At 70.8% G+C, this 13,112-nt stretch carries 11 protein-coding genes; 1 reads left to right on the top strand and 10 read right to left on the bottom strand.

The window, feature by feature from the left end:
- Nucleotides 1-353: 353 nt before the first annotated feature.
- Nucleotides 354-2,918, bottom strand: a complete 2,565-nt coding sequence (clpB, locus tag WFI16_RS24155) for an ATP-dependent chaperone ClpB (RefSeq protein WP_419900418.1) — start codon at nucleotides 2,916-2,918, stop codon at nucleotides 354-356.
- A 136-nt stretch (nucleotides 2,919-3,054) separates the two neighbouring features.
- Between clpB and WFI16_RS24160 the strand changes: the two genes are divergently transcribed.
- Complete coding sequence (locus WFI16_RS24160) at nucleotides 3,055-3,819, top strand: MOSC domain-containing protein (protein ID WP_419900419.1); 765 nt, start codon at nucleotides 3,055-3,057, stop codon at nucleotides 3,817-3,819.
- A gap of 96 nt (nucleotides 3,820-3,915) precedes the next feature.
- Here the strand turns inward: WFI16_RS24160 and WFI16_RS24165 are convergent, their stop codons facing one another.
- The 9 genes from WFI16_RS24165 to WFI16_RS24205 form a co-directional block, all read right to left on the bottom strand.
- Complete coding sequence (locus WFI16_RS24165) at nucleotides 3,916-4,251, bottom strand: DUF4167 domain-containing protein (RefSeq protein WP_442970735.1); 336 nt, start codon at nucleotides 4,249-4,251, stop codon at nucleotides 3,916-3,918.
- A gap of 355 nt (nucleotides 4,252-4,606) precedes the next feature.
- Nucleotides 4,607-5,509, bottom strand: a complete 903-nt coding sequence (gene prmC, locus WFI16_RS24170) for a peptide chain release factor N(5)-glutamine methyltransferase (RefSeq protein WP_419900421.1) — start codon at nucleotides 5,507-5,509, stop codon at nucleotides 4,607-4,609.
- Complete coding sequence (prfA, locus tag WFI16_RS24175) at nucleotides 5,502-6,557, bottom strand: peptide chain release factor 1 (RefSeq protein WP_419900422.1); 1,056 nt, start codon at nucleotides 6,555-6,557, stop codon at nucleotides 5,502-5,504. The genes prmC and prfA overlap by 8 nt, the downstream gene beginning before the upstream one ends.
- 65 nt (nucleotides 6,558-6,622) lie before the next feature.
- Nucleotides 6,623-7,939 carry a histidine--tRNA ligase gene (hisS, locus tag WFI16_RS24180; RefSeq protein WP_419900423.1) on the bottom strand — a complete coding sequence of 439 codons (1,317 nt, stop codon included), beginning with the start codon at nucleotides 7,937-7,939 and terminating at the stop codon, nucleotides 6,623-6,625.
- Nucleotides 7,940-7,976: 37 nt separating this feature from the next.
- Entirely contained in the window at nucleotides 7,977-8,234 is a 258-nt protein-coding gene (locus WFI16_RS24185) for a hypothetical protein (protein ID WP_419900424.1), read from the bottom strand.
- 22 nt (nucleotides 8,235-8,256) lie between these two features.
- Complete coding sequence (gene ispG / locus WFI16_RS24190; RefSeq protein ID WP_419900425.1) at nucleotides 8,257-9,396, bottom strand: flavodoxin-dependent (E)-4-hydroxy-3-methylbut-2-enyl-diphosphate synthase; 1,140 nt, start codon at nucleotides 9,394-9,396, stop codon at nucleotides 8,257-8,259.
- A 96-nt stretch (nucleotides 9,397-9,492) separates the two neighbouring features.
- Nucleotides 9,493-10,605, bottom strand: a complete 1,113-nt coding sequence (locus WFI16_RS24195) for a helix-turn-helix domain-containing protein (RefSeq protein ID WP_419900426.1) — start codon at nucleotides 10,603-10,605, stop codon at nucleotides 9,493-9,495.
- A 212-nt stretch (nucleotides 10,606-10,817) separates the two neighbouring features.
- Nucleotides 10,818-11,858, bottom strand: a complete 1,041-nt coding sequence (locus tag WFI16_RS24200; protein ID WP_442970736.1) for an NAD(P)H-dependent flavin oxidoreductase — start codon at nucleotides 11,856-11,858, stop codon at nucleotides 10,818-10,820.
- 2 nt (nucleotides 11,859-11,860) lie between these two features.
- Nucleotides 11,861-13,081: an aspartate kinase gene (locus tag WFI16_RS24205; RefSeq protein WP_419900427.1), complete on the bottom strand. Its 1,221-nt coding sequence runs from the start codon at nucleotides 13,079-13,081 to the stop codon at nucleotides 11,861-11,863.
- Nucleotides 13,082-13,112: the final 31 nt, after the last annotated feature.

The raw sequence follows: 13,112 nt of genomic DNA on the forward strand, positions 1-13,112 counted from the left end.
GACCGAAGAACCAGAAGACCAGAGCAGAAACCGTCTCAGCTCAGCCCATCAAAGGACTAAACCAAATCAGCTCCATTCTACTTCCAGAAAACCCGATGCGGTTTTAAATCAACAGTAGAGAGACTTTTCAGCCTTGCCGGTCGCTTCGATCTCTCTCAGCGGGGCGCCGTATCTAGCAAAGTTTCCTTCGCCGGTCAACCACCCCGCTGAAGTTTTCTTCAGCGCCCTCAGCGTCCGGCGTTTCTTTCGAAGCGCCTCAGCGTCGGGAGCCGGCTTTTAGGCCCGGCTCCCTCCCCTGTCAAACGGGTTTCACCAAAATTCCGCCGCGGCATCAAAAAACTGCCGCAGAGGCATCAGGCCACCAGTTCGAGCCCTTCCGGCCCGGCGGTCACCCGCACGGTACTGCCATCGGTCACCCGGCCCTCCAGCAGCAGCCCCGCCAGGCGGTCCTGCAGGTTGCGCTGGATGACGCGCTTCAGCGGCCGTGCGCCATAGACCGGGTCGTAACCCGCCTCGGCCAGCCAGTCGGAGGCCGCCTGGTCCAGCTCCAGCGTAATCTTGCGATCCTCCAGCAGCTTGCGCAGCCGGCCGAGCTGGATCGTCACGATGGCGCCCATGTCCTGCCGGGCCAGCCGGCGGAACAGCACGATCTCGTCCAGCCGGTTGAGGAACTCCGGGCGGAAGCGGCCACGCACCACGTTCATCACCTGGCCGCGCACCAGGTCGACATCCTCGCCCTCCGGCTGGGCGGCCAGGATCTCCGAGCCCAGGTTGCTGGTCAGCACGATCAGGGTGTTGCGGAAATCGACCGTCCGCCCCTGCCCGTCCGTCAGCCGCCCGTCGTCGAGCACCTGCAGCAGGACGTTGAACACATCCTCATGCGCCTTCTCGACCTCGTCGAAGAGGATCACCTGGTAGGGCCGGCGCCGCACCGCCTCGGTCAGCGCGCCACCTTCCTCGTAGCCGACATAGCCCGGGGGGGCGCCGATCAGCCGGCTGACCGCGTGCTTCTCCATGTATTCCGACATGTCGATCCGCAGCAGGGCCCGCTCGTCATCGAACAGGAAGCTGGCGATCGCCTTGGTCAGCTCGGTCTTGCCGACGCCGGTCGGGCCCAGGAACAGGAAGGAGCCGATCGGCCGGTTCGGGTCCTGCAGCCCGGCACGGGCGCGCCGCACCGCCTTGGACACCGCCTCCAGCGCCTCCTCCTGGCCGACCACCCGGCGGCGGAGCTGGTCCTCCATGCGCAGCAGCTTGGCCCGCTCGCCCTCCAGCATCTTCTCGACCGGGATGCCGGTCCAGCGGCTGACCACGGCGGCGATGCCCTCCTCGGTCACCGCCTCATTGACCAGCCGGCCATTGTCGCCGGCCTCGGCGATCTTCTTCTCGAGCGTCGGGATGATGCCATAGGTCAGCTCGCCAGCCCGGGCATAGTCGCCACGGCGCTGCGCCACCTCGACCTCGGTCCGCGCGCGGTCGAGCTCCTCCTTGGCCTTCTGCGCCTCGGAGAGCTTGTTCTTCTCGGCCTGCCAGGCGGTGGTCAGGGCGTCGGAGCGCTCCTCCAGCTCGGAAAGCTCGCGCTCGAGCCGCCCCAGACGGTCACGGCTGGCGACGTCCTCTTCCTTCTTCAGCGCCTCGCGCTCGATCTTCAGCATCATCAGCCGGCGGTCGACCTCGTCAAGCTCCTCCGGCTTGCTGTCGACCTGCATGCGCAGGCGGGAGGCGGCCTCGTCCACCAGGTCGATCGCCTTGTCAGGCAGGAAGCGGTCGGTGATGTAGCGGTTCGACAGGGTCGCCGCCGCCACCAGGGCCGAATCCGCGATCCGCACCCCATGGTGCAGCTCGTACTTCTCCTTGATGCCGCGCAGGATCGAGACGGTGTCCTCGACGCTCGGCTCGCCCACGAAGACCGGCTGGAAGCGACGGGCGAGCGCCGCGTCCTTCTCCACATGCTTGCGGTATTCGTCGAGCGTGGTCGCGCCGATGCAGTGCAGCTCGCCACGGGCCAGCGCCGGCTTCAGCAGGTTCGAGGCGTCCATCGCCCCATCGGCCTTGCCGGCTCCGATGAGGGTATGCATTTCGTCAATGAAAAGAACGATCTCGCCGGCCGCGGTCTCGACCTCGGTGAGCACGCCCTTCAGCCGCTCCTCGAACTCGCCGCGATACTTGGCGCCGGCCACCATGGCGCCGAGGTCGAGCGCCAGGACGCGCTTGTCCTTCAGCGCCTCGGGCACGTCGCCATTGACGATGCGCAGCGCCAGCCCCTCGACGATCGCCGTCTTGCCGACGCCGGGCTCGCCGATCAGCACCGGGTTGTTCTTGGTGCGGCGCGCCAGCACCTGGATGGCGCGGCGGATCTCCTCGTCACGGCCGATCACCGGGTCGAGCTTGCCGCTGCGCGCCGCCTCGGTCAGGTCGCGGGCGTATTTCTTCAGCGCGTCGAACTGCTGCTCGGCGCTGGCGCTGTCGACCTTGCGGCCCTTGCGCACGGCGGCCAGCGCCTGCTCCAGCCGCTCGGCGGTGGCACCGCCGGCGACCAGCGCGCGGCCGGACGGCGTGTCGCTGGCGGCCAGCGCCACCAGCAGCCGGTCCTGGGCCACGAAGGCATCGCCTGCCTTGCCCGCCTGCTGCTGCGCGGCGTCGAGCACGCGCACGATGTCCGGCATGAACTGCGGCTGGCCGGCGCCGGCCCCCTGCACCTTCGGCAGCTTGCCCAGCTCGGCCTCGACCGAGGTCTTGACCTTGGCGGGATCGCCGCCGGCGGCACGGATCAGCCCGGCCGCGGCGCCCTGCTCGTCGTCGAGCAGCGCCTTCAGCAGGTGCTCTGCCGTGATGCGCTGGTGATAGTCGCGGATCGCGATGGTCTGGGCGGCCTGCAGGAACCCGCGGGCCCGCTCGGTGAATTTCTCGATGTCCATTTTGTCCCTCCTCCGAGGCAACCGGCGGCCCAACGCCCCTGAAGAGGCGACGTCAGGCACCGCTCGTGCTAGCGATGTGGTAGGGGAGGCCGCGCCGCTTCAAGGGGCGGGCGGCGAAAAACCAGGAGCCAGGTCGATGCGTGTCGAGCATCTCTACCGCTATCCCGTGAAGGGCCTCTCGGCCGAGGCGCTGGAGCAGGTCCATCTCGAGGAGGGCGCCTGCATCCCGCACGACCGGCGCTTCGCGCTGGTGCAGGGCGACGCGCCTTTCGACCTCGCCGCCCCCGCCTTCCTGCCAAAGCAGAATTTCGCCTGCCTGATGGCCAATGCGCGCCTGGCTCTGGTGGCCTCGGCCTTCGACGACCGCCGCGGCCAGCTGTCGCTGCGGGTCCCGGGGCAGGCGCCGGTCCAGGCCGATCTCGGTACCGAGGCGGGGCGCCAGGCGGTGACCGAGCTGCTGACCGCCTATCTGGGGCAGGAGGCGCGCGGCACGCCCTGGTTCACCGAGGCCCCGGGCCATGCCTTCACCGACCAGCGGCTGAAGGGGATCTCGCTGATCAACCTGGCCAGCCTTGCCGCGCTCGAGCAGGCCATCGGCCAGGAGCTCGACCCGCTGCGCTTCCGCGCCAATGTCTATTTCAGCGGGCTGCCGGCCTGGGCGGAATTCGACTGGATCGGCCAGGAGGTGATGCTGGGCGGCGCCCGGCTCGAGGTGTTCAAGCGCACCGTGCGCTGCCCGGCGACGCAGGTGAACCTGCAGACCGGCGAGCGCGACCTGGATATCCCGAAGCTGCTGCGCCAGCATTTCGGCCATGCCGATCTGGGCGTGCATGCGCGGGTGGTGGAAGGCGGCAAGGTCGCCCTGGGCGACGCGCTGGAGGCGCTGGCCCCGCCGGCCTGAGCGCCGCGCGGGACAGGACAGGGATCGCCAGCGACCCCGCCCTTCCGGAGAGGCCAGCGCCCGAAGCGCTGCCCCGTCCTCGAAGCGAAACCGTCCCTACTGGACGCTTTCGCGCTGCTCCGCCGGCTCGGCGTTGTCCTCATAGGACTGCGCCTGGCCGTGACCGGCCATCGCCTCGCCCTCGCCCTGCGGCGCGTCGCCCTGCTCGGCGCCCTCGGCGCTGTGCTGGCGGCGCGGTCCGGGATTGGCCTGCTGCGCGGCCTGGGCCATCGCGTTCAGGATGCGGAAATAGTGCTCGGCGTGCTGGAAATAGCTCTCGGCCATCACCCGGTCGCCGGCGCCGGTCGCGTCGCGGCCGAGCTGCAGGTACTTCTCGAACAGCTGCTGGGCGGTGCCGCGCAGCCGCATGTCCGGTCCATTGGAATCGAACACATGGTTTCGATTCATCGGTTGATGGCTGGTCTGGCGGAATTGTCCGCCGCCGCCGCCGCCGCCGCCCCCGCCGCCATGGCGATGACCGCCACGGCCGCGCATGCGCTTCATGTTCATCGGTGTTGCGTTCGCCGTCTCACGCTCGCGCCGTCCAGGGCAGGAATGATCCGGCATGGATCATGATGCACCAGGGGGCACTTGCTGATGGTGTTGCATCGCTGCGGCGCCGGAAAGCGAAACCCGACCCGAAGGTCACCGTCTCATAGGCTATCCCGGCGGGTCCAGCCGGGGGGCACTCCGCCCGGGTCCGCGGGGACACCCTAGCCACATGGGGCTGCGGCGCCAAACGGTTTTTTCAACCGTGGCCCGTCTCAGGCGCCAGCGGGGCCGTTATCACCAGCGCCCGCGCGATACCGGAGAGATCGTCACGCGTCCCGCGAATCGCAAGCCCCGCCGCCGCGGCCAGCGCGGCGACCGCCGGGCCCTGGCCCTCGCCCAGCTCCAGCACGGCGACGCCGCCCGGCGCCAGCAGGCGCGGCAGGCTGGCGGTGATGACGCGGTAGGCGTCGAGCCCGTCGGCGCCGCCATCCAGCGCGCGGCCCGGCTCGTGGCCGGCCACCTCGGGCATCAGCCCGGGGATGACGGCGCTCTCGATATAGGGCGGGTTGGACAGCACCAGGTCGAAGCGGCCCGCTGGACCCGCGGCCAGGGCAGCGGCCCAGTCGCCGGCCAGGAAGGCCGCGCGGTCAGCCAGGCCATTGGCGGCGGCATTCCGCGCGGCCAACGCGGCGGCCTCCGGGTTGAGGTCCAGCCCGAGGCCGAAGGCCCCTGCCCGCTCCGCCAGCACCGCCAGCAGCAGGCAGCCGGTGCCGGTGCCGAGGTCGAGCACGCGCAGGCCCGGACGGTCCGGCACCGCCTCCAGCGCCGCCTCGACGATGGCTTCCGAATCCGCGCGCGGGATCAGCGTCGCCGGAGAAACCTCGAGCTGCAGCGTCCAGAACCCGGCATGGCCGAGGATATAGGCCATCGGCTCATGCGCCAGCCGCCGCCGCAGCATCTCCCCGAAGCGCGCGGCCGCCGCTTCCGGCACCGGCGCCCGCGAATCGCGCAGCAGGTTCTCGACCGGCACCGCCAGCGCCTCGGCCAGCAGCATCCGGGCCTCCAGCCGCGGCGTCTCGATCGCGGCGGCCCGCAGATGCTGCCCGGCGCGACAGAGAAAAAAACCGACGGTGCCGGCCGGGTCCGGGCAGTCAGACACCCTCGGCCGCCAGCCGCGCCGCCTCGTCCTCGGCGATCAGCGCGTCGATGATGTCGTCCAGCTCGCCCTGCATGATGCGGTCGATCTTGTGCAGGGTCAGGCCGATGCGGTGGTCGGTGACGCGGCCCTGCGGGAAGTTGTAGGTGCGGATCCGCTCCGAACGGTCGCCGGTGCCGACCTGCGACTTGCGGTCGGCCGAGCGGGTGGCGCTGACCTGGCTGCGCTGCGCCTCGTAGAGCCGGGCGCGCAGCACCTTCATCGCCTTGGCGCGGTTCTTGTGCTGGCTGCGCTCCTCCTGCATCGCCACCACCGTGCCGGTCGGCAGGTGGGTGATGCGCACCGCGCTGTCGGTCTTGTTGACGTGCTGGCCGCCGGCGCCGCTGGCCCGGTAGGTGTCGATGCGCAGATCGGCCTCGTTGATCTGCACATCGACCTCCTCGGCCTGCGGCAGCACCGCCACCGTCACCGTCGAGGTGTGGATGCGGCCCTGCGTCTCGGTCGCCGGCACGCGCTGGACGCGGTGCACGCCGCTCTCGAATTTCAGCCGGGCGAAGACGCCGGCGCCCTCCACCTCGGCCACCGCGCCCTTGATGCCGCCAAGCTCGGATTCATCATATTCCAGCAGGCCGAAGCGCCAGCCGCGCGTGGCGGCATAGCGCTGATAGGCGGCGAAGAGCTCGGCGGCGAAGAGGCCGGCCTCGTCGCCGCCGGCGGCCGGGCGGATTTCCAGGATGGCGCTGCCGGCATCCGCCGCATCCTTCGGCAGCAGGGACAGGCGGAGCGCCCGCTCCAGCACCGGGACGGCGTCGCGCTGGGCATAGTATTCGGCCTCGGCCAGCTCGCGCATCTCGGGGTCGGCCAGCATCAGCTCGGCCTCGTCACGCGCCCGCTCGGCGGCGCGCAGCGCGTTCACGCGCTCGACCAGGGGCTCCAGTTCGGAAAGCTCCTTCGCCAGCACGCCAATCTGCGCGCCCTCTGCACTCTCCAGCAGGGCGCGCAATTCATCAGCACGATACAACAGGCGATCGAGCGTTTCCGAAAGAGCCATCATCAACCTTCAAAACAGCCAGCAAGCCGGGGGAATGAATTCCCCCGGACCCCCTTCTTTTCTTTTTATTCCTCGGCCGCGTCCTCGGCGACGATCTCCAGACCCTCGACCACCTGCTCGACCATGGCGTCCACCACGCCCGCGGCAGCCAGGGCCGAGAGCAGGCCGGCGACGCCGACGCGCTCCTGCCCGCCATTGCCCAGGTTGCGCACGACCACCACGCCCTCGGCCACCTCGGCCTCGCCGATGATCACGGCCGCCTGCGAGCCGATCTTGTTGGCCCGCTCCATCCGCTTCTTCAGATTGCCCTTGTAGGCCATCTCGGCGGGCACGCCGGCGGCGCGCAGCATCTGCAACAGCTCCAGCGCCGCGCCCTCCTCGGCGCCGCTCACCGGGATGACGGCGACCGGGCGGATCGGCTCCGGGGTCTCCTCCAGCAGCTCGGCCAGGCGCTCGACGCCGGCCGCCCAGCCGACGCTCGGCGTGGCCGGGCCGCCCATCTCCTGCACCAGCCCGTCATAGCGGCCGCCGGCCATCACCGTGCCCTGGGCGCCGAGCCGGTCGGTGACGAATTCGAAGGCGGTGTGGCTGTAATAGTCGAGCCCGCGCACGATCCGCGGATTCTTGCGGTAGGGCACGCCGAAGCGGTCCAGATGCGCCAGCACCCCCTCGAAGAAGGCCGCGGCCTCCGGGGTCAGGTGCTCGAAGATGGTCGGCGCATCGGCCACCAGCAGCTTGTCGCCCTCGTTCTTGCTGTCGAGGATGCGCATCGGGTTCTTCTCGAGCCGGGTGCGGCTCTCCTCCGACAGCTTCTCCTGATGCGCGGTGAAATAGGCCACCAGCGCCGCGCGATAGGCGTCGCGCGAGGCCGCGTCGCCCAGCGTGTTGATCTCCAGCACCACGCCGTCATCGATGCCGAGCTGCTGCAGGATCTGGTAGCCGCAGGCGATCACCTCGGCGTCCGCCAGCGGCTCGGCGGCGCCCATGATCTCGGCGCCGATCTGGTGGAACTGGCGGTAGCGGCCCTTCTGCGGCCGCTCGTAGCGGAACATCGGCCCGGTGTAGAAGACCTTGCGCGGCAGCCCGCCCTGGGTCAGCCCGTTGCTGACCAGCGCGCGGCAGACGCCGGCGGTGCCCTCGGGGCGCAGCGTCACGGAATCGCCGCCGCGATCCTCGAAGGTGTACATCTCCTTGGTCACCACGTCGGAGGTGTCGCCGAGGGTGCGCGCGAAGACGCCCGTCGCCTCGAAGATCGGCGTCGACCATTCCTCCAGCCCGTAGAGGCCGGTGACATGGCGCGCCGTCTCGACCACCTGCGCGTGGCGGCGGAAGCCTTCGCCGATCAGATCCTTGGTGCCGCGAACCGGCTGCATTCCGCTCAAGGCTTTTCTCGCTCTCTCGAATTCGGGCCGCGGCCGGTCAGGCGCCGGCGGCGGGGCTGTCCTTGCCGCTGTGGGGAGCGGCCTCCTCGGGCAGTTCCTCGTAGCGGCGGAAGATCTGCTCGAACTGGATCCACTGCTTCGGCGTGAAGATCGCCTTGTCACCATAGCGCACCAGCCGGGCCACCGCCTCCTCGACGAAGCGGCCCTCCCAGTCGCTGCCGGCCCGCGCCGCGGCAGCCAGGCCGCGCAGCCGCGCCAGCATGGCCTTCGCCCGCTCCGGCGTCAGCCGCGGCATGGGGAGGCTTCCGTCCCGGTGGTCATTCGGCGGCCTCGACCGGGGCCGGCAGCTCGGGCGCCGGCAGGGCGGCCTTGATCTCCGCCGCCTTCGCCTCGACCAGCTCGACGATATGGTCGACCATGCCCTCCTGGCCCATGGTGTGGTGCGTCTTGCCGGCGGCATAGACCATGTGCCGGCCGCTGCCGCCGCCGGTCACGCCGATATCGGTCATCAGCGCCTCGCCCGGCCCGTTCACCACGCAGCCGATGATCGACAGGCTCAGCGGCACCTCGATATGCGCCAGCCGCTCCTCCAGCGCCGCCACCGTCTCGATGACGTTGAAGCCCTGCCGCGCGCAGGAGGGGCAGGAGATGATCTTGACGCCGCGATGCCGGATGCCGAGCGACTTCAGGATGTCCCAGCCGACATGCACCTCCTCCTCCGGCTCGGCCGAGAGCGAGACGCGCAGCGTGTCGCCGATGCCGGCCCAGAGCAGGCTGCCCAGGCCGATCGAGGATTTCACCGTGCCGGTGCGCTTCCCCCCGGCCTCGGTGATGCCGATATGCAGCGGGTGGTCGCAGGCCTCGGCCAGCTGCTGGTAGGCGGCGACCGCCAGGAAGACGTCGGAGGCCTTCACGCTGATCTTGAACTCGTGGAAGTCGAGTTCCTGCAGGTGGGCGGCATGCCACAGCGCGCTCTCGACCAGCGCCTCCGGGTTGGGCTCGCCATACTTCTCCAGCAGGTGCCGCTCCAGGCTGCCGGCATTGACGCCGATGCGGATCGAGCAGCCATGGTCGCGGGCGGCCTTGACGACCTCCTTCACCCGCTCCTTGCTGCCGATATTGCCCGGGTTGATGCGGAGGCAGGCGGCGCCGGCCGCCGCCGCCTCGAGCGCGCGCTTATAGTGGAAGTGGATATCGGCCACGATCGGCACGTTCACCTCGCGCACGATCTCGGCCAGCGCCGCGGTCGAGGCCTCGTCCGGGCAGGAGACGCGGACGATGTCGACCCCGGCCACCTCCGCCCGGCGGATCTGCGCGATGGTGGCCGCGGCATCCTCGGTCGGCGTGTTGGTCATGGTCTGCACGGTGATCGGCGCGTCGCCGCCCACCAGGACCTTGCCGACGCGGATCTGCCGGGATTTCCGGCGCAGGATCTGCTGGTAGGGACGATAGGACATGGCGGTCAGGCCTCCCGCTGCGGCATGGGGCGGATATGGCAGCAGTGGCGCCATCGGCCAAGCCCGCCCCTCGCGGGGCAGGCCCGACCGCCGGTCTCAGCGCGTGGCGGGGGCGGCCGCCCGCAGCCGCTCGGGGTCGAGCGAGATGTCGCGCCGCACGCCGACCTGATTGGCCAGCACGCCGGTCGCGGCGCCATCCAGCTCGATGGTCAGCCCTTCCGCCTTGCCGGTGCTCAGCACCAGGCCAGGCTGGTTCGGCACCTCATAGGTCTCGCGCGGGCGCAGCACGCGGTTCAGCAGCACCCGGCCGGAGCGCGAGTCGCGGATCTGCACCCAGGATTCGTCGCTGGCGCGCAGCACCACGCCCTGCGCCGCGGGCGCGGCCGGGGCGGCGGGGGTGCCGGCCACGCCCGGCGGCACCGGCGCGGCCGGCGGGGCGGCATTGCCGTTCGGGGCCGCGGGCATGGCGCCCGGGGCAGGCGCCGCCGTGCCGGGAGCGCCGGCCACTGGCGGCTGGCTGGGACGGGCGGCGGGCGGCACCGCGGGGGTCACGCCTGGGGCCGGCGCAGCCGGAGCGGGTGCTCCCGATGCCGGCGCACCGGAGACGGCACCTGGCACGCTGCCCGGCGCCGTACCGGCCGCCGGCGGCGTCGCCGGGGTGGCGCCGTTTGGCGCCGGGGTGGCAGGTGTGGCCGCCGGCGGCGTGCCCGGCAGCGGCGGCAGGCCGGCCTCGCGCGCCGCCTGCTCCAGCCGCGGCGGCAGCGGCGGCACGGCATCGACGCTGCGCTCGGCCGAGCCGCTCCACTGGTACCAGGCGGCATAGGCGCCAACCGCCAGCACCGCGCCGATCAGGATGACAACGCCGGCCGGGACGCCGCGATCCGGCACCGGCTCGGGGAAGACCAGATCCTTCGAGCGGGTGCCGGCGCCGGCCCCCTCACGGAAGCGGCGCACCAGGTCGGGCGCGTCCAGCCCCATCGACTGGGCATAGCTGCGGACGAAGCCGGTGCCATAGGCGACGCCCGGCAGGTCGCGCACGCGGCCTTCTTCCAGGGCGGCCAGGTAGCGCCGGTTGATCCGCAGCGCCTCGGCCAGTTCTTCCAGGCTCACGCCCAGCGAGAGGCGGGCCTCGCGCAGTTCCTCACCCACCCGCGCGGCTTCGGCGGGCTGGCTGTCGGATCGGGGGCGGGGTTTGAGATCGTAGGGCACGCGATGCACACCTATCGCGCCGCGCGGCGCAGGGCAAACCGAATTGCGGTGAAGCCGGACGCCTGCCCCGTGCCGGGCCGGGCGAGAAAGCGCCGCGGCGCCGGCGGGCCGGAGCGGCCGGCACCCGCCACGGCCGGGCGAGAAAGCCGTGCGGGAAACAAGGGGGGGGCGATCGCCGCCAGGCCGGTGCTCCGGCCCGGCGCCGATCGCCGTCAGATGCCGCCGCGCCGGGCCAGCAGGGCGGTGCGGGCCTGGTCCAGCAGCTCGGCGATGATCTCGGCGGCCGGCTGCTCCTTGCTGACCAGCCCGACGCTCTGGCCGGCCATCAGGCTGCCCTGCTCGACATCGCCATCGACCACGGCGCGGCGCAGCGCGCCGGCCCAGAAATGCTCGATCTCCAGCTGGCCGGCCTCCTTGGTCACCTCGCCCGCCTTGAAGCGGGCGATGACGGCGGCCTGGTGCTCCAGGAAGCGCTTGGTGCCCTCGTTCTGCAGGGCGCGCACCGGGATCACGGGAAAGTTCTCGTCCAGCTGCACGGTCGGCAGCGCCTCGCGCGCCGCGCCGCGGATGAAAGCCCGCTTGAAGTTCGCATGCGCCACGCATTCGGTCGCGCAGACGAAGCGGGTGCCGAGCTGCACGCCGGCCGCCCCCATCTCCAGATAGGACAGGATGGCCTCGCCGCGGCCGATGCCGCCGGCGACGAAGACCGGCACGTCGCGGATATGCGGCAGGATCTCCTGCGCCAGCACGGTCAGGCTGACCGGGCCGATATGGCCGCCGGCTTCCGACCCTTCGATCACCAGCGCATCGGCGCCCGAGCGGACCAGCTTCTTGGCCAGCGCCAGGGCCGGCGCGAAGCAGATCACCTTGGCGCCGCCTTCCTTGGCCGCCTTGATGGCGGGCCCGGGCGGGATGCCGCCGGCGAAGACGATGTGCCCGACCTTGGCATCGAGACAGACCTGCACCAGCTCCATCAGGTTCGGATGCATGGTGATCAGGTTCACGCCGAAGGGCTTCTGCGTCAGCGCCTGGGTGGCGGAAATCTCCTCCGCCAGCCGGTCCGGCATCATCGCGCCGCAGGCGATGACGCCGAAGGCACCGGCATTGGACAGGGCGGCGACCAGGTTGCGCTCGCTGACCCAGCTCATCGCGCCGCCCAGGATGGCATATTCGGTGCCGAGGAAGGCCGCGCCCCGGGCCATCAGGCCGGCGATGGCCTCGGCCCCGGGGAGAAGATCAGTCTGCGCGTCCATGCTCAGCCTTCCGCGTCCAGGCCATAGGCGCTGTGCAGGGCGCGCACCGCGAGCTCGGTGTACTCGGCGCCGACCAGGACCGAGGTCTTGATCTCGGAGGTCGAGATCACCTGGATGTTGATGCCCTTCTCCGCCAGCGTCTTGAACATGGTGGCGGCGACGCCGGCATGGCTGCGCATGCCGATGCCGACGATGGAGATCTTGGCGACCTCCGGATCGGCGACCACGGTCTCGAAGCCGATCGTGCCGCGCGCCTTCTCCAGCACGTCACGCGCCCGCGGCAGGTCGGTCTTGCCCACCGTGAAGGTCATGTCCGTGGTGCCGTCGGCACCCAGGTTCTGCACGATCATGTCGACGTTGACATTGGCGTCCGACAGGGGCCCGAAGACCTCGGCGGCGATGCCGGGCTTGTCCGGCACCCGGCGCAGCGTCACCTTCGCCTCGTCGCGGGAATAGGCGACGCCCGTCACCAGCGGCTGTTCCACGATCTCATCCTCATCCACGACCAGCGAACCCGGGCGGTCCTCGAAGGAGGACAGCACCTGCACCCGCACCCGCTGCTTCATCGCCAGCTCGACCGACCGGGTCTGCAGCACCTTGGCGCCGACCGAAGCCAGTTCGAGCATCTCCTCATAGGCCACCGCCGGGAGCTTGCGCGCCTTCGGCACGATCCGCGGGTCGGTGGTGTAGATGCCGTCCACATCCGTGTAGATGTCGCAGCGATCGGCCTTGACCGCCGCCGCGATGGCGACCGCCGACAGGTCCGACCCGCCGCGGCCCAGCGTCGTCACCCGGTTGTCCGGGCCGATGCCCTGGAAGCCGGCGACGACCGGCACCTGGCCGGTCTTCATCCGCTCGATCAGCGCCTCGCCCTTGATCTCCTCGACGCGCGCCTTGCCATGCGCGCCATCGGTCAGGATCGGGATCTGCCAGCCCTGCCAGGAGCGCGCATCGACGCCGATGGTCTGCAGCGCCACCGCCAGCAGGCCGATGGTGACCTGCTCGCCGGTCGCCACCACGGTATCGTATTCGCGGGCGTCGTGCAGCGGCGACAGCTCCTGGCACCACTTCACCAGCTGGTTGGTCACGCCCGACATGGCCGAGACCACCACGGCGACCTCGTTGCCGGCATCGACTTCCCGTTTCACCCGGTTGGCGACGTTGCGGATACGGTCCAGGTCGGCGACGGACGTGCCGCCGAACTTCATCACGATACGGGCCATGGGCGCTCTGATGGAACGGGGTCTCGAAGGC

It is taken from the genome of Roseomonas sp. USHLN139 (assembly GCF_037145735.1).
Lineage (GTDB): Bacteria > Pseudomonadota > Alphaproteobacteria > Acetobacterales > Acetobacteraceae > Pseudoroseomonas.

Bases quoted from the DNA above. Each gene is read 5' to 3' on its own strand.
- WFI16_RS24200 (WP_442970736.1), bottom strand. From the start codon at position 11,858: ATGGACGCGCAGACTGATCTTCTCCCCGGGGCCGAGGCCATCGCCGGC.
- WFI16_RS24205 (WP_419900427.1), bottom strand. From the start codon at position 13,081: ATGGCCCGTATCGTGATGAAGTTCGGCGGCACGTCCGTCGCCGACCTG.
- WFI16_RS24185 (WP_419900424.1), bottom strand. From the start codon at position 8,234: ATGCCGCGGCTGACGCCGGAGCGGGCGAAGGCCATGCTGGCGCGGCTG.
- clpB (WP_419900418.1), bottom strand. From the start codon at position 2,918: ATGGACATCGAGAAATTCACCGAGCGGGCCCGCGGGTTCCTGCAGGCC.
- ispG (WP_419900425.1), bottom strand. From the start codon at position 9,396: ATGTCCTATCGTCCCTACCAGCAGATCCTGCGCCGGAAATCCCGGCAG.
- prfA (WP_419900422.1), bottom strand. From the start codon at position 6,557: ATGGCTCTTTCGGAAACGCTCGATCGCCTGTTGTATCGTGCTGATGAA.
- WFI16_RS24160 (WP_419900419.1), top strand. From the start codon at position 3,055: ATGCGTGTCGAGCATCTCTACCGCTATCCCGTGAAGGGCCTCTCGGCC.